Source organism: Halorhabdus rudnickae (genome assembly GCF_900880625.1).
Taxonomy (GTDB): Archaea; Halobacteriota; Halobacteria; order Halobacteriales; family Haloarculaceae; genus Halorhabdus; species Halorhabdus rudnickae.
In genome coordinates, this window is the sequence record NZ_CAAHFB010000001.1 from 1,933,156 (window position 1) to 1,950,278 (window position 17,123).

The following is a 17,123-nucleotide window of genomic DNA, read 5'->3' on the forward strand; positions in this document are numbered from 1 at the left end:
CCGATGGAAGAGACATGACTGCCGACGTCGACCTGGCGTTCGACGACAACGACTATCTCCCGGCCGTCGCCCAGGACGCCGAGGACGGGGATGTCCTCATGCTGGCGTACGTGACCCGTAAAGCCCTCGAACGAACGCGCGAGACCGGGCTGGCTCACTACTACTCCCGGAGTCGCGAGGAACTCTGGCAGAAGGGCGAGACGAGCGGGAACGTCCAGCACGTCGAGGAGATCCGGGTGGACTGTGACGGCGACGCGCTGCTGTACCTGATCGGCCAGGAGGGCGGGGCCTGCCACACTGGGTATCGGTCGTGTTTCCACCGAACGATCGACGGGGAGTTCGTCGGAACCCAGGTCTTCGACCCCGACGATGTCTACGAATGAGTTCGAGTGTCCCCGCGAGTGACGGCCAGAGCACGCAGGAACTCGTCGAAACCCTCCAGCGAGCGGCGACGGCACACGAGGAGGCCCAGAAACGCGTTGAGGAAGGCGGTCAAGAGCGCCTCGAAGAACTCCAAAAATTCTACGACGAATTGCTGGAACTGTTCGATCGTTACGAGGAACGGGCGACGGGGGACGGTGACTTCGGGGTTTTCATCGAGTTCCAGGAGAAGATCGCGAACTTCGTCGAGCGGTTGCCCGAGGACTTAGACCACCGCGATCGCTTCGAAGAGGTCGACGAGATCCTCCACCAGCGTCGGCTCACCGAGTCGGACTTCGAGGCAGCACGGAACGAACTCGCGCCCGTCGCCGACCTGGTCGAGCGACTCGACGAACGCGAACGGACGCGCGAACGCTATCAGGCGGCACGCCACGACGTTGCGGTTCGAAAGCGGGAACTCGAAGCGGAGATCAGCGAGCGAGAGGAGCTGGTCGCGCTCGGCGAAGCGGATCTGAAAGCGCCGATCGAACGCCTTCGAGAGCCGATCGAGACGTACAACCGGACGATCGAAGACGTGTTCAGGGAGTTCAAACGCGAGACGCCGGCCAGCGAGGTACTTTCGTTCGTCGAGACGACCGAGTCCTATCCGCTAGTCGCCTACCGGCAGCCGCCCGACGATCTGGCCACGTACGTCGAGCGAAGCGAGGCGGGCGATGAATCGATCCTGACCCTGCTCGAATACGCCGAGTACTCCGTCTCGAAGCTCGAACACTACGTCCCCAATGCGAGAGAGCTAAAACGGAACGTCGCGACCCACCAGACCTACCTCCGGCGAATCGACGCCGGGCCGCTGCAGATCGAGTGGCCTCCTGCCGAGGCGACGACACTGTGGTGGCGCTGCCGAGAGTTGATCGCCGTCGTCGGTCGGATCGCCCCCGAGGACGTGGTCACGAAACTCAGAACTGTGCGGGATCTGCCGCGGGAGACCGACTACGAGCGACTCCGGGAGAGTGCCCGCGCACGCGATCAATTGGACGACGACGAGCGCGAGCGCCTGGCCAGTGGCGCCGTCGCGGACGAACTGTCTACGTTGCGGCAGCGTCGCGAAACACTCATCGAGGCACTCTCGGAGTACCCGGAGCGCTGAGGTTCTTCCTCGCTACAGGGAGAGGACCGACGGAGTCAGCCTGTCGGCCGTCAGCCTCTTTCGGTCTCTCGCGGTGATTTCGATGGGTATTAGCGCGATGGCGGTCGAAGCGCCGACATGGCCAACCAGGCGCTCATCGACGCACTCACCGACGCCGAGGCTGTCCGATTCGGTGAATTCGAGCTCTCCCACGGCGGTACCAGCGACTACTACGTCGACAAGTACGTCTTCGAGACCGACCCGACCTGTCTGGGGTTGATCGCCGAGTCCTTCGGGAAGCGCCTCGACGGGACGAAACTCGCCGGCGTCGCACTGGGTGCGGTGCCACTCGTCGCGGCAACGAGCGTCGAGACGGAGACACCCTACGTCATCGTCCGCAAACAGCGCAAGGAGTACGGGACAGGGAACCTGATCGAGGGGGAACTGACTGACGGGCAAGAAGTCGTCGTCCTCGAAGACATCGCCACGACGGGCCAGAGTGCGATCGACGCCGCCGAAGCACTCCGGGATGCGGGTGCCACCGTCGAGCGCGTGCTGGTCGTCGTCGACCGACAGGAGGGCGCCAGGGAGAATCTCGCACAAGCGGACCTCGAACTCGAGGCACTGGTGACCGCCGAGGACCTGCTCGCCGACAGGGACTGAGCGCGACCGGATATTCCACAGAAGCGTATAGCTAGTCTGTTTCTGCCTCCGACATATTCACGTTCGTGCCGGTCAAGCGGTGAGGCATGCGCCGCGCCGAGAAAGTAACCCTCCAGTTGCAAGCCGTCTCGATCCTCCGGCGACTGAAAGCGACGCGGACCTACGACGAGCTCGCCGAACTGACCGGGCTCTCGACGGGGGACTTGAACCGATACGTCAACGGGCACGTTCTACCCGGTGTCGATCGGGCCAGGTACGTCGTCGAGGAGTGTGGACCCGACACCCTCGCCGCCGAGATCGAGTCCCGCATCACGCGCGACGACGAGGGGTACGTCGACAACACGGACGTGGTCTACGACCAGTCGCTACTCGACCTCGTGGCTGCTGTCGCCGCCGAAGTCAACGACTTCGGGACGCCCGACGCCGTCCTGACTGCAGCCACCGACGGGATCACCCTGGCGAGCGCGGTGGCGCGCCACTACGACGTGCCTGCCGTCTATGCGAAAAAGTCCCGCGAGACGGCCGTCTCCGAGTTCTTCGAGGCGCGCCAGCGCCTCACGCCGGGCATCGAGATCACGTACACCCTGCCCAAAAGCGCGCTCGACCCCGGTGAGAACGTGCTGGTCGTCGACGACTTCGTCAGGTCGGGCGAGACCCAGCGCCTCCTGCTCGACCTGGCCGAGCGGGCCAATGTGGCCGTCACTGGCGTCTTCACCCTGATCGCCGTCGGAGAAGGGGGGATCGACAGGGTTCGGGACGCCGTCGATGGGCCCGTCGTTTCGTTTACGTCGCTCTCCGAGTAATATACACATTCTTGTACATTGGTTGGCCAAATAAATAAAGGATTAAGTCGATACTGTGCAAGTTAGTCGATTGTGTTAGTCACATGGCGGTAACCGACACACTCGCTGACTTTTTCGGCTTCGAGGAGCACGGGACAGACCTTCGGACGGAGATCATCGCCGGGATCACAACGTTTCTCGCGATGAGTTACATCGTGGTGGTCAATCCGTCGATCATGACTGATCAACCCGGAGACGGGGGATTCACAGACGGCATCGCGATCGAGGGCTACACTGCAGGGGAAGTACAACAGATGCTAGCGGTAGTAACGATCCTTGCAGCGGCGACAGCGATCTTCGTGATGGCGTTCTACGCGAACCGGCCCTTCGGCCAGGCCCCCGGCCTGGGGCTGAACGCCTTCTTCGCGTTCACTGTCGTCGGGGCACTGGGCGTTCCCTGGGAGACGGCACTGGCAGCAGTGGTCGTCGAGGGACTGATCTTTATCGCGTTGACCGCGGTCGGGGCCAGAAAGTACATCATCAGGCTGTTCCCCGAACCAGTCAAGTACGCAGTCGGGACAGGGATCGGGCTGTTTCTGGGAATCATCGGACTCGAAGCAATGGGAGTGGTCGTCGACGACCAGGCGACGCTCGTGACGCTCGGTGACATCGCCTCCAGCCCGATGGCCATTCTCTCGGTGGCTGGGTTGTTCCTGACGCTGATACTGTACGTCCGGGGGACACCGGGATCGATCATCATCGGGATCGTCACGACGACGCTCGCGGGAATCGTTGCGACGTTTGCCGGCGTCGTGGATCCGGGGGTCGTCGCCGGTACGTTCGTCCGAAACGGTGGCTTCGAGTTCTCGAACCTCACCGGAGCCCAATACGACATCACACCGCTGGCCGGCGCGTTCATCGAGGGGCTCCAGAACGTCGAGGCCCTGTCGTTCGCACTGATCGTCTTCACGTTCTTCTTCGTGGACTTCTTCGATACGGCCGGAACGCTCGTCGGCGTCGGACAGGCCGGCGGATTCCTCAACGAGGACGGCAACTTCCCGGACATCGACAAGCCGCTGATGGCCGACGCAATCGGGACGACCGTCGGTGGCATACTCGGTACCTCGACAGTGACAACCTACGTCGAATCGGCGACCGGTGTCGAGGAGGGCGGTCGGACGGGTATGACGGCACTCGTCATCGGCGTGCTGTTCCTCCTCGCGCTGCTGGTCGTCCCGCTGGCGACGGTCGTCCCCCAGTACGCCTCGCACATCGCTCTGGTCGTCGTTGCCCTGCTCATGTTACGGAACGTCGTCGATATCCAGTGGGACAAGTTGACTCACGCGGTCCCGGCGGGACTGACGATCATCATCATGCCGCTGACGTACTCCATCGCCTACGGGATCGCCGCAGGCATCATCAGCTATCCGATCTTGAAGGCCGCCAAAGGCGAGCACCGCGACGTCCACATCGGGCAGTGGATTCTCGCGGCCGCGTTCGTCGTGTACTTCATCGTCCGGACCGGCGGCGTGCTCGAAACGGTTGCCTGACGGCAAACACGGACAGCACCGCCGGACTCTTTTGGATGGCTGCCGTACATTGGGTGATGGCAAACCTCGAACTGTACGAACTGCAGGGCTGTCCATACTGTGCGAAAGTCAAAGAGAAACTCGACGAACTCGATCTCGAATACGAATCCCACATGGTCCCGTCCTCGAAAAGTGCCAGAGAGGAAGTCAAGGAAGTGAGTGGCCAGACGGGCGTACCTGTCCTCGTCGACACCGACAACGGAATCGAGGGGATGCCCGAGAGCGACGACATCGTCGAATATCTCGAAGAGACCTACGGCAGCGGCGCCTGAGGGATTTTCGCGCTGCCCCTGTAGCGACCGAAACAGGAGTTTTAGAACGGTGATCGAACAGTCGAGGGACTACGCGCGTTCGCCCTCGAAATCTGCCAGCCACTCCGAAACGACCTGCTGAATCGCGCCGGTCGTGCTCCCGAGATTGAGGATCTGGTAGCCCGCCTCGGCCTTCTCGGCCACGTCGTCCATACCGAACCCGAGGCCGCCGACCGGGACGTCTGCATCGAGTGCCGTCGAGCGAACTGTCTCGACGGCCTCCTGCACTTCGGGATGGTCGACCTCGCCGGGGTGACCCAGCGAAACTGAGAGGTCGAACGGCCCGATGAACACGAATCCGAGTTCCGGAACCGAGAGGATGTCCTCGATGTTCTCGACGGCGGCCGCGGTCTCGACGGTTGTCCCGACCAGTGTTTGCTCGTCCTCGGTCGTCACGTACGCCTCGGAAGTCCCCCAGCGACTGGCTCGCGGGGCTGCAAGCCCGCGATCGCCGGGTTCGCCGTCATAACGGAAACGCCCGGAGCGGACCGCCGCCTCCACTTCGGCCGCCGTTTCCACTCGCGGGAGGAACACGTTCCGGACGCCCAGATCCAGTGCTTTCCGGACGAGCGTCGGATCGGTGTCGGGCAATCGGACGAGCAACTCCACGTCGGTCCGCTCGCCGGCCCGCAACAGGTCCTCGATCCGGTCGCCATCCCAGGGATCCGGACCGCCATGTTCGAGGTCCAGCCAGACGAAGTCGACACCGAGTTCGCCGTAGAACTCCACGAGTCGCGGACTGTAAGCGCTGTCCAGTACACCGAGAGCGACGTCGCCGTCCTCGATCGTGGCCGCGAGATCGTTGCGAAGGTGTGGAGACCCCATACGAGAACCTGTCGTTCCATTGTGATAAGAGTCAGGGGTGAGCGTATGGGTAGGCCTGCACATCAGTGGGCGGCTGTGTACGCACTAGAACGGGTCAGGAGGACAACACCGGCGACGACAAGAAGCAAGCCGACAACTGCAATCCAGTCGAGGGATTCGCCGAAGTAGATGACACCGATCGTCGCAGTCCCGACGATACCGATGGCTGCCCAGATCGCGTAGACTTGCCCGATCGGAAGCGTCTCCAGTGCCAGCGAGAGGGTATAGAAGGAAGCACCGTACCCGGCGATGACGAGGATGGCCGGCAATAGATTGCTAAAGCCATCGGACAGTTTCAAGGCAGTCGTACCGAGAATCTCCGAAGCGATCGCGACGGCGAGGGCTACATACGGTCGCATAGTCATTGGACCACGAGGAGAACACAAGTTAGTTTCCCAATCACATGGCGGTATCGGGTCGGGGACTACGTCCAGTACCTACTGTCTCGATCACGTGGCGGTATCGGATCGAATGCCACCCCCGGTCGGTGTAACTCAGAGATACTCGAAGTCTTGGCCACTCGTCGAGAAGCCGACGCGATCGTGCGCCCAGTCGAAGGGCTCTTCGTCGCGTTTCTCCGCGAGGAACTCGACGATCGCTCCGCCGACATCCCCGCCATAGAGGTTCGGACCGGTCGCGATCTCCTCTCGGACGGCCGTCGTTTCGGCGACGTATTCGATCATATTCTGGACGAACTCGCCGTCGACTGGCGGCACGAGAAGGTTCGTCTGGGCGTCGAAGACCGTCTCCGGACGATCGGTGTTGAACCGTGCCGTCAGGCAGGCTGCCTCGTCGATGTAGTTGAGTTCCTCCTGCATGCTGCCCGAGTCGGTGAACTCGGCGAAACACTGCCCGGAGGTGAGAAACTCATAGACGTGGGCGTGTTTTTTCCAGAGACCGGTAAAGAGGAAATTCTCCCGGTTCTCGTCGAGTTCCAGCAGTTTCTCGCGGTAGCCATACTGTTTCAAGGCCTGCTCGGTTGCGGTCAGCTCGATGAAGTTGACATTGTGGCCGGCCTCAACCAGCCCGATAACGCCCTCGACGATCGCCTCGAAGCGGTCGGGCAGGAGGTTGGCCCGGCGGTGGATGTCCACGCGGATCCACTCGTCGCGTTCCGCCAGGACAGGGTAGATATCGAAGATACTCTCTTGTAAGTCGGCATCACGTTTCATCTCGATGGCGTCGACGACGCTGTTTCCGACGACGGGGATCCGCTGTTCGCCGTCGACCTCGGCAGGATAGCCCTCGTTTTCGAGGTGTTCGCGATTGAGTTCGACGGGGGCGAACTGATAGATCGAGGCCGCCGAGCCGACGAAGGTGTCGTACTGTTCGGGGAACGGTTCGGCGCGGTTGATCGACCACTCGCCGTCCCACTGGCGTTCGACGAACGCCGCAGGGTCGTCGTACGTTTCGAAATCCGGGGACATCCCGCGGAGGCCGGCTTCGTTGTGAGCGACAGCCTGATTGGTGGCGAACAGCCACGCTTGCGGGACGACGCCCGCGGCGTGGGTGTCGCCGTGGACGATCGGCAGGACCGTGGTGTCGGGCCACTCCTCGGCGAGATGGTCACTCAATTCGTCGATCCGTCGGTGGACCTGTGCGGTCTTCTGGGAGAGACTTCCACGGATACCGAGGTCGACGGCGACGCGATCCTCGATGCCGTACTCCGCGAGGCCGTGACCGAGGACGTCGTCGTAGTGCTGGCCGGTGTGGAGGACGAACGTCGGGATACCCCGTTCGCGGGCTGCCGTGACGACCGGCGCTTGCTTGTAGAAGTCAGGCTTCGTCGCAGTCACGACTGCGAGGACGAACTCGTCTGCGTCCATCTGGCGGGCGAGACGATCCTCGTAGATCGTCAATTCACTTGACATACACGTTCATTGGAGACCAGGGAGTTGTGCGTTCTGATTTCCCATCGCTCTCGAAAGAAAAGGCTCTCAGGCGGGTTCCTCGCCGCGATCGCGTATCATGTCTCGCAACTCGTCGGCGTCCTCGATGCCCTCCATTTCGGATTCCTCGACGAGGGCGGTCCCCTCAAGTGAATCCCGCGTCGCCCGGTCGACGACGTAGACGGCGCGGGTGCGTGTCACTTTGCCGACCGAAGCCATGATCCGGGCACGCTTTTCGGCGGCCTCGGTGAGTTCCGAATGCCCCGTCAGTACGCGATCGTGTCGGCGCTGGTTCTCGCTGACGGTCTTGAACGGCGCGCGGTTGGTCGGGTGCACGTCGAAGCCGACCCGCTGGAGCACCGTCACAACGAGTTCGTCGTCAGGATCGGCCTCGGGGTCATCGGGCATCGTGTCGTCGTCGCGGACCTCTTCGGCCCCTTCGAGTACCTGGACCGGGGAGGTCAACGGCGCGTCGAAGATCTCCTCAAGTTCGGCGGCCACCTCGACGGAAGCGTCCATGCCGTCCTCGTACTTCGAGACTGTCCGCCGGGAGACGCCAAGTTCTTTAGCGAGTTTCCCGAGGCTCATGTCCTCATTCTGGCGGGCATCGGCCAGGACGTCACTGTCGATGTTGACATACAGGCCGCCCGGTGCTGCGTAGATCAGCGGTGGGACCTCCTCGAGGAAGAAATCCATCGCCGTGTCCGGACTGAGCACGGGCACGCCGTGGCGGAAGTAGACGACGCCCGGCTTGAGTTCCTCGTCGCGCGTCCGGAGGCCGATAACCAGCGGCGTCGCCCGCAGGTACTCCCCCAGTCGACGCATCTCCGCGCCCGTATGGCCGTCGAAGGCGTCGATGTTGCCGAGGATCTTCACGAGGACCGTGTCCTCGCCCCGACGGGCTGCCACGTCGAAGCTCTTCGGTCGGATCGCACACCGGTCGCTGACGAGAAAGCCCGCGTCCTCGAGCATGGCCGTGACGTTCTCGACCAGTGCGGATCGTGACATTGGTGTCGCTACGGAAAACTAACGTGATCGTTCTATAAAGGCGTTGTGGCGCCCGTGTATCCGCACTCCGGTGGTTTCGGTACGCGACCAGACCTATCCACTCACTTACTAGTCGTCGATAGTGCGGTCGAAACCCGTTAGTCTACCGCCGGAATAGAGCCGTCCGTGACGGTCATCGGGATCGACGACACCGACTCCCGGAAGTGGGGGATGTGTACGACCTACCTGGCTGCGCGGGTAGCCGATCGACTGGCAAACGATCATGCGGTCGACCGCCGGTTGCTGATCCGTCTGAATCCGGCTGTCGAGCACAAGACCCGCGGGAACGCTGCGCTGGCGATCCACACCGACGCGCCCGTCGAAGCGGCGCTATCGGCCGTCGAGACGGACCTGGACATGGCCGAGACAGGCGACCCGCGGACGAACCCCGGCGTCGTCGTCGCGCCGGAGGCTCCCACGAACATCCCGGATCAGGTCGTCGCGTTCGCCGGCGAGGCCGTGCAAGAACACCACGCGCTTGCCGACGCGCGTGACCTGCTGGCGGACCTGGGATACGCGACCCGTTCGGGCGGGAACGGACGGGGCCTGATCGGCGCGCTCGCCGCCGTCGGCGCGTGGCAGGCCAACGACGACTGGACGTACGAGTGTATCTCCTACCGAGAAGCCGACCGTCGGGGGACGCCCCGCGAGGTCGATCCCGAGTCGGTCTTTGCCGCCGCCGAGCAAGCCTATCCCGCCGCCTGGGATACCGTCGATCGTGGCGAGGCCTACCGAAGGGGGGCCTCGGAAAATACGATCGGAGAGGGACGAGCCGCGAGCAGCGAGGGCGAACTCGTCTGCGTCCCACATACACCCGGGCCGATCCTCCACGGGATCCGTGGCGACGAGCCCGCGACAGTGCGGGCGGTAGCCGACGCCATCGAGGCCGAACCCGTCGAGCGGCGATCGCTGTTTGTCACCAACCAGGGGACCGACGCACACCTGCAGGATGGGACTGTCGGGACGGTCCGGGACGATCACTCATATCGCGTGAGCGGCGTCGTTGACGACCCGCCGGAAACCCGCGAGGGCGGGCACGTCTTTCTCTCGATTGTCGACGATGACGACGGCGTGGCCGGGGAGGAGTCACCGACGCTTCAGTGTGCGGCCTTCGAGCCCACCAAACGCTTCCGGGACCGCGTGCGGGATCTCAGAGCGGGCGACCGCCTGACCGTCTGTGGCGAGGTGAGCGAGGGCACACTCAAACTCGAAAAGTTCGCCGTCCGCGACCTCGTGGTGACCGAACGCGTGACGCCGACGTGCCCCGACTGCGGCCGGTCGATGAAGAGTGCCGGACGCGAACAGGGATACCGCTGTCGGGACTGTGAGACCAGCGCCGATGGGAAGGCCGAGCGCGCGATCGACCGCGACCTGGAACGCGGGTGGTACGAGGTGCCGCCCTGCGCCCGACGCCACATCGCCAAGCCGCTCGTCCGCGGGGGCTTCGACGCGCCAACCCATCCCGAGCGCTGAGAGGGACAATCGCCCGCGGCAGACGGCCCTACCACGTGACGACGGTTTCGCCCTCCGGCGCGTGTTCCTTGGCGACGAGGGTTATCTCGCGGGCCGACTGACAGGTTTCGTGGGGCTGGATGCTCTGGTCTACGAGTTTGGTCGGCACAGACCGTCTCTGGAGAGAGCAAACGCTTAATCAGATAGGTGTGACACTGTGTTACATGGAAACGAGAGTACTGGGGCCGGACACGGTGACGCGTCTCGCCGCCACGGATGCGATTGTCGAAGCCGTCAAGAGCGCTTTCGCCGCCAGCGCGCGCGACCGCGCGGTCATGCCCGCCAAGTCCTACGTCGATCTTCCGGAATACAACGGTGACTTCCGGTCGATGCCGGTGTACCTCGCCGTCCGTCCGGGCGACGGGACGAGCGAAGCGGCCTGGGACGCCGCGGCGGTGAAGTGGGTCAACGTCCATCCCGACAACCCCGCCGACCACGACCTCCCGACGGTGATGGGAACGATCATCTACACAGACCCCGAGACAGGCTTTCCGCTCGCGGTGCTCGACGGAACACGGATCACTCGCCTCCGGACGGGCGCGGCGGCCGCCGTCGCGACCGAGTACCTCGCCCGCGAGGACGCCACCTCGCTGGGACTCGTGGGTGCCGGCCGACAGGCCGATTCCCAACTCGAAGCGATCGCGACGGTCCGGGACGTTCAGCGCGTGGTGGTCGCAGACGCCGACGAGACGGCTGTCGCCCGCTTTCTCGACCGTTGGGGCGATCGCTTCGACGTGCGCGAGGGGACGATCGCGGAGGCAGCCACCTGCGACATCGTCTCGACGGTGACGCCCGTCGAGGAGCCGATCGTCGAGACCGTCGGCCCGGACACGCACGTCAACGCGATGGGAGCCGACGCCGCGGGGAAACACGAGATCGACGACGATATCCTCCTAGACGCCCGGATCGTCGTCGATGACTACGAGCAGTGTACGCACTCGGGAGAGATCAACGTCCCGTACGGGGAGGGCATGCTGACCGACGACGATATCGACGCCACACTCGGGCCGATCGTCGCCGGGGACCTGCCGGGACGACGGGACAGAGACGGCGTCACTGTCTTCGACTCGACCGGGCTGGCGATCCAGGACGTGGCCAGCGCGCACGTAATCTACGAGCGCGCCCGGGAGACGGATCTTGGCGATCCATACAAACTGGTCGAAACCGAGTAACGAGCGGCCGTCTCCGTTCTGTGCGCTCTCCGGGACGCTCCAATATCGCGGGCTTAGCCTCGGAGAACGCCGAGTCCCTTCGAAACGACCCATCCAGCGACGATGAACGGAAGCAACGGGAGCAACAGCAAGACGAGCGGTGCTGCGACCAGGTAACCAAAGAGATTCATCTGGACGTTCGGGCCTTCAGTCGTGAGTGGGGTGACCGTCCGCAACGCCGCCCGTACGTCCGATTCCTCGTCAGCGTCGGCGGTGCTCATACTGCTGCTACGGGTAGCGGGGGCATAAATCACCCGTCGTCGGCAGTCGATCGCCCGCGGACGTTATCGGGGGCGTTGTCCGCGGGCACCGTCGGGGGTGATCGCTCACGGGGCCACGTCGACCGGGACGACTCCCTACCGTTCGACGGGCCGCTCCAGCCGACGGTCGCGGGGCGAGTGACCGATCTCGACGACGTACTCACCGGGATCGACAGTCCAGCCGTCGCTATCGTCGTATCGGGCGAAAGCTCGTTCGTCGAGATCGAGTTCGACCGTCACGCGCTCGCCGGCCGGGACATCGACGGCGGCGAACCCGGCGAGTTCTCGCTCCGGTCGGTCGACGCTCTCGATGGCGGGTGGGCGGACGTACGCCTGAACGACCTCCCGGCCGTCGCGTTCGGCAACGTTCTCGACGGTGACCGTCGCCCGCTCCCCGTCGATCGAGGCGTCGACGTACTCGAAGTCGGCATACGAGAGCCCGTAGCCGAAAGAGTAGGTCGGCTCGGCCCCGGCGCGATCGAAGTGACGGTAGCCGACGAAGACGCCCTCGTCGTAGTGGACCTGCCCATCGACGCCGGGGAAGCGCCGCTCGTCGGCCGTCGGGTAGGACCCCTCGGGGGCGAACGTGACCGGGAGTCGTCCCGCGGGATCGCAGTCCCCGTACAGCACCGCGGCGATCGCGTCACCGTGGGCCTGGCCGGGATACCAGTTCTCGACGATCGCCGCCACCTCCTCTCGCCAGGGCACCTCGACCGGCCCGCTCGTGTTGAGGACGACGACCGTCCGGTCGTTTGCATCGGCCACCGCCTCGATCAGTTCGTCCTGACGGTCGGGCAACGAGAGGGACTCTCGATCGAGGGCCTCTGTCGCTACATCGCGGGCGAAGACAACTGCGACCTCGGCCTCGGCCGCCGCGTCGACCGCAGCGTCGATGGCCACCTCACCGTCGGGTTCGGGATCGGTATCCCCATCCAAGAAGTCCATGAGCGATACACCCACGACCCGCGGCAGGCCACGAACGACATCGACGTCGCCCTCGGCTCTGTCGGTGATCGCGTCGGCGGGAGCACTCTCGACGACGGGCGAGGTCTCCGAGGAACCGCCGCCTCCGAGGGTCGCCTCGTCGACGTTCGGGCCGATCACGGCGACGTCGGCATCCGCCTCGAGGGGGAGGACGCCGTCGTTTTCAAGCAAGACTGTGGCGCGCGTGGCAACGCGCTCGGCGAGCTCGCGATGAGCGGGTGTATCGACGCCCCCCTCGATACGATCGCCGTCGAACATCCCCACCCGGTCCATCTGCCTCAGAACGCGGGCGACGATATCGTCGAGACGTTCTTCGGGGACATCTCCAGCTTGGACTGCGTCCGCAAGCGTCTCCTCGAAGCGCTCGCAGGTCTCGGGGTCGGGCATCCCGTTTGCGACCTCCGCCGACATCGACTCTCCCCCCGCGTCGTCTGACATCGTGTCTGTGGGTGCCTCCACACCGCCATCGTCACCCGATGGATCCTCCTCATCCTCCGCCATGGGTGCGACCGTCTCGTCCATCGTGATTCCAGGCATCTCGACGTCGAGGCCGCCGGTTGCGGCGTCAGCCGCACCTTCGGTCCCGAACCAGTCCGAGACGGTGTAGCCCTCGAACCCGAACTCGCCTTTGAGGACGGTGTTGATCAGGCGGTCGTGATCACTCATCCGGGTACCGTTGACGGTGTTGTAGGCCGTCATGACCGATCCAGCACCGGCCTCGACGGCCGCTTGGAAGGCAGGCAGATAGCATTCACGCAGCGGTCGGTCGCCGACCTGAACGTCGGTCGAAGCGCGTGCAGTCTCCTGGTTGTTCGCGACGTAGTGTTTCGGCGTCGCGATCACGTCCATCGACTGGATCCCTTCGACGACCGCGGACGAAAACGCCGCCGCGTGGATGGGATCCTCGCTGAAGTACTCGAAGTTCCGGCCGTTCTGCGGGACACGGATCAGATTCACGCCCGGTGCGAGGAGCACGTCCTGGCTTTTCCCGCGGGTTTCTCGACCGAGCGCCGCACCGAACTCGTGGGCGAGATCGTCGTCGAAGGTTGCCGCGAGCGCAAGCGGTGCCGGGAACGCCGTCGAGGACTCCCCCGGGATTCGGACACCCAGCGGACCGTCGACCATCCGAAGCGGCGGAACGTCCAGACGCTCGATTCCCGGGATGTATCCGGTAGCCCGGCCGTCCGGGTCAACTGCTCCGTGAGTGAGGCTGACTTTCTCCGCGAGCGAGAGTTCGTCGATCAGGTCGTCGATCCGATCGTCCATACCACGTATTATGAAATGATTCATCACAAAAGTACCGATTCGGCAGGGGTGGCCTCCCGAACAGACATCGCTACGGAGGCGAGAACAGACTCGAGCGGACGAAAACCGAGCCGACGGACTTCGAGGCGGTCAGCGATCCGATCACTCCGCGATGTCGATGGCCGGGCGGCCGGGCTCGGCCTTTCCGGCGAGTTCCTCGGGGGCGTCTTCGGCGGAACACACGGTGACGTCGGCGTCGAATTCGCGCTCGATCAGCCAGCCGGCCCGCTGGAGTGTCGCCTCCTCGCGTTCGGGATCGAGGAACTCCTCGACGTGGCCCCGGCCGGCCAGTTCCTTCGCGTAATCGGCTGCGTCCTCGCCGTGTCGCTGGAGGTCCTCGTTTTGCATGACTGCCGGGACGACGTTCTCAGCGTCGCGGGCGACGTCCGCGACGTCGTGTTTCCAGGCGGGGGCGACCGCGAGCGTGATCTCCGCGGGCTCCTCGATACCGACCGTCTTGACGATGTCCCGGACGTCCTCGCGGGTATCCTCGATCAGGCGGCGTTCGAGGTCGTACTCGGCCGGTGCCGCCGCGTCGGGCCACTCGGCCTCGGCCAGCAGTCCCTCCCGACCGAGTTCGTCCCAGATCTCCTCGCCGACGTGGGGCGCGACCGGCGCGAGTAACTTCGTCGCCGTGACGAGGCCACTCTCGAAGGTGTCGGCATCGACAGCCGTGACCTCCCGGTAGCGGCGCAGCAGCGAGACAAGTTCCCGGACCGCCTGTAAGGCGTGGTTGAACCGGAAATCCTCATACTCCGCGGTGGCCCTGGCGGCCGTCGCCGCGATCTCGCGGTCGACGTACTCGGCGATCGCCGAATCCCCCGCGGATGCGTCCGCTGCAGTCGTCACCTCACCCGCTGCATGCTCCACGGCCAGCGTATAGAGGTTCTGCAGGAAGTCGTGGGCCGACCGGACGCCCTCGGCGCTCCAGGCGAACTCTTTCTCGGGCTGGGCGGCCTCCATGATAAACAGCCTGGCAGTGTCGGCCCCGTACTCCTCGATGATCCGCTGGGGCGAGACGCCGTTTCCACGGCTCTTTGACATTTTGTTGCCGTCTTCGCCCAGCACCATCCCCTGGTTGGTGAGGTTCTCGAAGGGCTCGCGGACCCCCTCCAGTAGGTCGACATCGTCGAGCACCTTCGTGAAAAAGCGCGCATAGAGCAGGTGCATCACGGCGTGTTCGATCCCGCCGACGTACTGATCGACAGGCATCCACTCGGAAGCGCGTTCAGTGTCGAAGGGTGCGTCCTCCAGGCCCGGAGAAACGTACCGCAGGAAGTACCACGACGAACCGATGAAGGTGTCCATCGTGTCGGTCTCTCGTTGGGCAGGTCCACCGCACTCGGGACAGGAGACGTGCTTCCACTCCTCGGCGGCGTCGAGGGGATTGCCAGTCGTGTGGACGAATTCCGGCAGTTCGACCGGGAGGTCCTCCTCGGGGACGGGCACTGCACCGCAGTCGTCACACCAGACCATCGGGATCGGCGTCCCCCAGTACCGCTGCCGGGAGATGCCCCAGTCCCGCAGGTTGTACTCCGTTCGATGCTCGCCATCGAAGACCTCGACGAAGCGCTCGCGGGCCTCAGCGCTCGTGAGGCCGTCGAACGGTTCGGGAGCGACGCGAGCGTCTTCGACAGCCGAGTGGTCGAGGACGCCGTCCTCCGTGTAGGCTGCCTCCTGAACGTCGATGTCCTCGGGATCGACGTCTGCGTCCGCCGCGGGTTCGACGACCTGTCGGATCTCGATATCGTGGGCCGTCGCGAACTCGTGGTCGCGGTCGTCGTGGGCCGGGACCGCATAGAGCGCGCCGGTCCCGATGTCGGTCAGGACGTAGTCGGCGACGTAGACCGGGATCTCCTCGCCCGTGGCGGGATTGATCGCGTACTCGCCGGTGAACACGCCCGAAGTCACGTCGAGGTCGTCCTCGTCAGCGGCCGCGGCCATCTCGACGTACTCGGCGACCTCGTCGTTCTCGGCGGCGATCTCCTGGGCGACGGGGTGACCGGGTGCGAGAGAGAAATACGTCGCCCCGTAGATCGTATCGAGGCGGGTCGTGAAGATGTCGACCTCGCCGTAGCCGGAAATCTCGAAGGCGACGCTCGCGCCCTCCTGTTTGCCGATCCAGTTACGCTGCATCTCCCGAACGTTGTTGGGCCACCCCTCCAGATCGTCTAAGGCCTCGTAGAGTTCCTCGGCATAGTCGGTGATCGTGAGGAACCACTGATCCATTTCGCGGGTCTCGATCGGCGTGTCACAGCGCCAGCACAGTTCGTCTTCACCCTCGACCTGCTCGTCCGCGAGGACAGTCTCGCAGGAGGGACACCAGTTCAATTCGGCGGCCTGGCGTTCGACCAGGCCTTCCTCGTGGAAGCGCTCGAACAGCCACTGATTCCAGCGATAGTAGTCGGGATCGCAGGTCGCTACTTCGCGTTCCCAGTCGTAGCCAAAGCCCATCCGGGTGAGTTGCTCGCGCATCGAGTCGATACAGGAAAGCGTCCAGTCCCGGGGATTGGTGTCGCGTTCCTCGGCGGCGTTCTCCGCGGGAAGACCGAACGAGTCCCAGCCCATCGGATGGAGCACCTCCTCGCCGCGCATGCGCTCGAAGCGGGCGAACGCGTCGGTGATCGTGTAGTTGCGGACGTGGCCCATGTGGAGGTTCCCCGACGTGTAGGGGAACATCGCCAGGACGTACGCCGGGTCCTCGGCGTCATCCGGGATGCGGAAAACGTCCGCCTCCGCCCATGCGTCCTGCCAGGCGGGTTCGATCGCCTCGTGATCGAACCCGCGTTCGCGCTGGTCGCTCTCTGTGGCCATCTTGGCCCCATCTGAGAGAGCGACACTGCTATACCTTTCTCTTCGGGGGGAAGTCCTCGTGCCGCCACGAGAGCAGGCGATGAGAGGGCGCTGAAGGACGGCCATCCCCGTGGCCAGACTCGATAGCTTCGGCAGTGGGTTCGAGGAGGCATCGAACAGGGCTGAGGATAAAGGGGCCGAAGACGGCCCGCCCGACCACAGGTCGGGTGCGGGCGGCGGAGACGGCATCACGGCAACACTGATCGGCGTGGTGGGGATTCCCCGAAGAGATCTAATTCGTCCGGTTCAGTGGTCGGAAACGACTGTTCGGCGCGGTCGCTCTCGGCGTCGCTGTCCAGTGGCTGCTCGGCCGAGTGCGTGAGTGACTCGTCCCCGTGTGAATGGA

Annotated in this window: 15 protein-coding genes; 8 read left to right on the forward strand and 7 right to left on the reverse strand. The window is 64.4% G+C overall.

What is annotated here, in order from left to right:
• Nucleotides 1-14: 14 nt before the first annotated feature.
• From hisI to BN2694_RS09810, 6 genes are all read left to right on the forward strand, one after another.
• Nucleotides 15-383 (forward strand): phosphoribosyl-AMP cyclohydrolase, encoded by a 369-nt coding sequence (hisI, locus tag BN2694_RS09785; RefSeq protein ID WP_135664569.1) that lies wholly within the window; start codon nt 15-17, stop codon nt 381-383.
• Nucleotides 380-1,528, forward strand: coding sequence for a DUF7118 family protein (locus tag BN2694_RS09790; protein WP_135664572.1), 1,149 nt, complete (start codon nt 380-382; stop codon nt 1,526-1,528). The genes hisI and BN2694_RS09790 overlap by 4 nt, the downstream gene beginning before the upstream one ends.
• Before the next feature lie 117 nt (nt 1,529-1,645).
• A complete protein-coding gene (gene pyrE, locus BN2694_RS09795) occupies nt 1,646-2,170 on the forward strand; it encodes an orotate phosphoribosyltransferase (protein WP_135664575.1) in 525 nt (174 codons plus the stop codon).
• A gap of 86 nt (nt 2,171-2,256) precedes the next feature.
• Entirely contained in the window at nt 2,257-2,973 is a 717-nt protein-coding gene (locus BN2694_RS09800; protein ID WP_135664578.1) for a phosphoribosyltransferase family protein, read from the forward strand.
• Between the two features lie 83 nt (nt 2,974-3,056).
• Complete coding sequence (locus BN2694_RS09805) at nt 3,057-4,502, forward strand: NCS2 family permease (RefSeq protein ID WP_135664581.1); 1,446 nt, start codon at nt 3,057-3,059, stop codon at nt 4,500-4,502.
• A 56-nt stretch (nt 4,503-4,558) separates the two neighbouring features.
• Nucleotides 4,559-4,813 (forward strand): glutathione S-transferase N-terminal domain-containing protein, encoded by a 255-nt coding sequence (locus BN2694_RS09810; protein ID WP_135665540.1) that lies wholly within the window; start codon nt 4,559-4,561, stop codon nt 4,811-4,813.
• A 69-nt stretch (nt 4,814-4,882) separates the two neighbouring features.
• Here BN2694_RS09810 and BN2694_RS09815 read toward each other — a convergent pair whose 3' ends face one another.
• The 4 genes from BN2694_RS09815 to BN2694_RS09830 form a co-directional block, all read right to left on the reverse strand.
• On the reverse strand, nt 4,883-5,677 hold the full coding sequence (locus BN2694_RS09815; RefSeq protein ID WP_135664584.1) for an HpcH/HpaI aldolase family protein: 795 nt from the start codon (nt 5,675-5,677) through the stop codon (nt 4,883-4,885).
• A 62-nt stretch (nt 5,678-5,739) separates the two neighbouring features.
• A complete protein-coding gene (locus tag BN2694_RS09820; protein WP_135664587.1) occupies nt 5,740-6,075 on the reverse strand; it encodes a DMT family transporter in 336 nt (111 codons plus the stop codon).
• Between the two features lie 135 nt (nt 6,076-6,210).
• On the reverse strand, nt 6,211-7,587 hold the full coding sequence (locus BN2694_RS09825) for a UDP-N-acetyl glucosamine 2-epimerase (protein ID WP_135664590.1): 1,377 nt from the start codon (nt 7,585-7,587) through the stop codon (nt 6,211-6,213).
• A 66-nt stretch (nt 7,588-7,653) separates the two neighbouring features.
• Nucleotides 7,654-8,613 carry a transcriptional regulator gene (locus tag BN2694_RS09830; protein WP_135664593.1) on the reverse strand — a complete coding sequence of 320 codons (960 nt, stop codon included), beginning with the start codon at nt 8,611-8,613 and terminating at the stop codon, nt 7,654-7,656.
• Between the two features lie 165 nt (nt 8,614-8,778).
• On the opposite strand from BN2694_RS09830, the gene BN2694_RS09835 reads away from it, so the two are divergent.
• Together BN2694_RS09835 and BN2694_RS09840 are read left to right on the forward strand one after the other, a co-directional pair.
• A complete protein-coding gene (locus BN2694_RS09835) occupies nt 8,779-10,125 on the forward strand; it encodes a tRNA(Ile)(2)-agmatinylcytidine synthase (RefSeq protein WP_135664596.1) in 1,347 nt (448 codons plus the stop codon).
• Nucleotides 10,126-10,328: 203 nt separating this feature from the next.
• Entirely contained in the window at nt 10,329-11,336 is a 1,008-nt protein-coding gene (locus tag BN2694_RS09840) for an ornithine cyclodeaminase family protein (RefSeq protein ID WP_135664599.1), read from the forward strand.
• Nucleotides 11,337-11,389: 53 nt separating this feature from the next.
• Here BN2694_RS09840 and BN2694_RS09845 read toward each other — a convergent pair whose 3' ends face one another.
• The 3 genes from BN2694_RS09845 to leuS all read right to left on the reverse strand — a co-directional run bounded on the left by BN2694_RS09845 (nt 11,390) and on the right by leuS (nt 16,738).
• Complete coding sequence (locus BN2694_RS09845) at nt 11,390-11,596, reverse strand: DUF7535 family protein (protein WP_135664602.1); 207 nt, start codon at nt 11,594-11,596, stop codon at nt 11,390-11,392.
• Nucleotides 11,597-11,731: 135 nt separating this feature from the next.
• Entirely contained in the window at nt 11,732-13,885 is a 2,154-nt protein-coding gene (locus BN2694_RS09850; protein ID WP_135664605.1) for a beta-glucosidase, read from the reverse strand.
• 141 nt (nt 13,886-14,026) lie between these two features.
• Complete coding sequence (gene leuS, locus BN2694_RS09855) at nt 14,027-16,738, reverse strand: leucine--tRNA ligase (protein ID WP_135664608.1); 2,712 nt, start codon at nt 16,736-16,738, stop codon at nt 14,027-14,029.
• Nucleotides 16,739-17,123: the final 385 nt, after the last annotated feature.

What these genes read in the sequence shown, in the direction of transcription:
- BN2694_RS09830 (WP_135664593.1), bottom strand. Translation starts at nt 8,613, where the DNA reads ATGTCACGATCCGCACTGGTCGAGAACGTCACGGCCATGCTCGAGGAC.
- BN2694_RS09845 (WP_135664602.1), bottom strand. Translation starts at nt 11,596, where the DNA reads ATGAGCACCGCCGACGCTGACGAGGAATCGGACGTACGGGCGGCGTTG.
- BN2694_RS09840 (WP_135664599.1), top strand. Translation starts at nt 10,329, where the DNA reads ATGGAAACGAGAGTACTGGGGCCGGACACGGTGACGCGTCTCGCCGCC.
- BN2694_RS09790 (WP_135664572.1), top strand. Translation starts at nt 380, where the DNA reads ATGAGTTCGAGTGTCCCCGCGAGTGACGGCCAGAGCACGCAGGAACTC.
- hisI (WP_135664569.1), top strand. Translation starts at nt 15, where the DNA reads ATGACTGCCGACGTCGACCTGGCGTTCGACGACAACGACTATCTCCCG.
- pyrE (WP_135664575.1), top strand. Translation starts at nt 1,646, where the DNA reads ATGGCCAACCAGGCGCTCATCGACGCACTCACCGACGCCGAGGCTGTC.
- leuS (WP_135664608.1), bottom strand. Translation starts at nt 16,738, where the DNA reads ATGGCCACAGAGAGCGACCAGCGCGAACGCGGGTTCGATCACGAGGCG.
- BN2694_RS09850 (WP_135664605.1), bottom strand. Translation starts at nt 13,885, where the DNA reads ATGGACGATCGGATCGACGACCTGATCGACGAACTCTCGCTCGCGGAG.
- BN2694_RS09825 (WP_135664590.1), bottom strand. Translation starts at nt 7,587, where the DNA reads ATGTCAAGTGAATTGACGATCTACGAGGATCGTCTCGCCCGCCAGATG.
- BN2694_RS09820 (WP_135664587.1), bottom strand. Translation starts at nt 6,075, where the DNA reads ATGCGACCGTATGTAGCCCTCGCCGTCGCGATCGCTTCGGAGATTCTC.
- BN2694_RS09810 (WP_135665540.1), top strand. Translation starts at nt 4,559, where the DNA reads ATGGCAAACCTCGAACTGTACGAACTGCAGGGCTGTCCATACTGTGCG.
- BN2694_RS09815 (WP_135664584.1), bottom strand. Translation starts at nt 5,677, where the DNA reads ATGGGGTCTCCACACCTTCGCAACGATCTCGCGGCCACGATCGAGGAC.
- BN2694_RS09800 (WP_135664578.1), top strand. Translation starts at nt 2,257, where the DNA reads ATGCGCCGCGCCGAGAAAGTAACCCTCCAGTTGCAAGCCGTCTCGATC.
- BN2694_RS09805 (WP_135664581.1), top strand. Translation starts at nt 3,057, where the DNA reads ATGGCGGTAACCGACACACTCGCTGACTTTTTCGGCTTCGAGGAGCAC.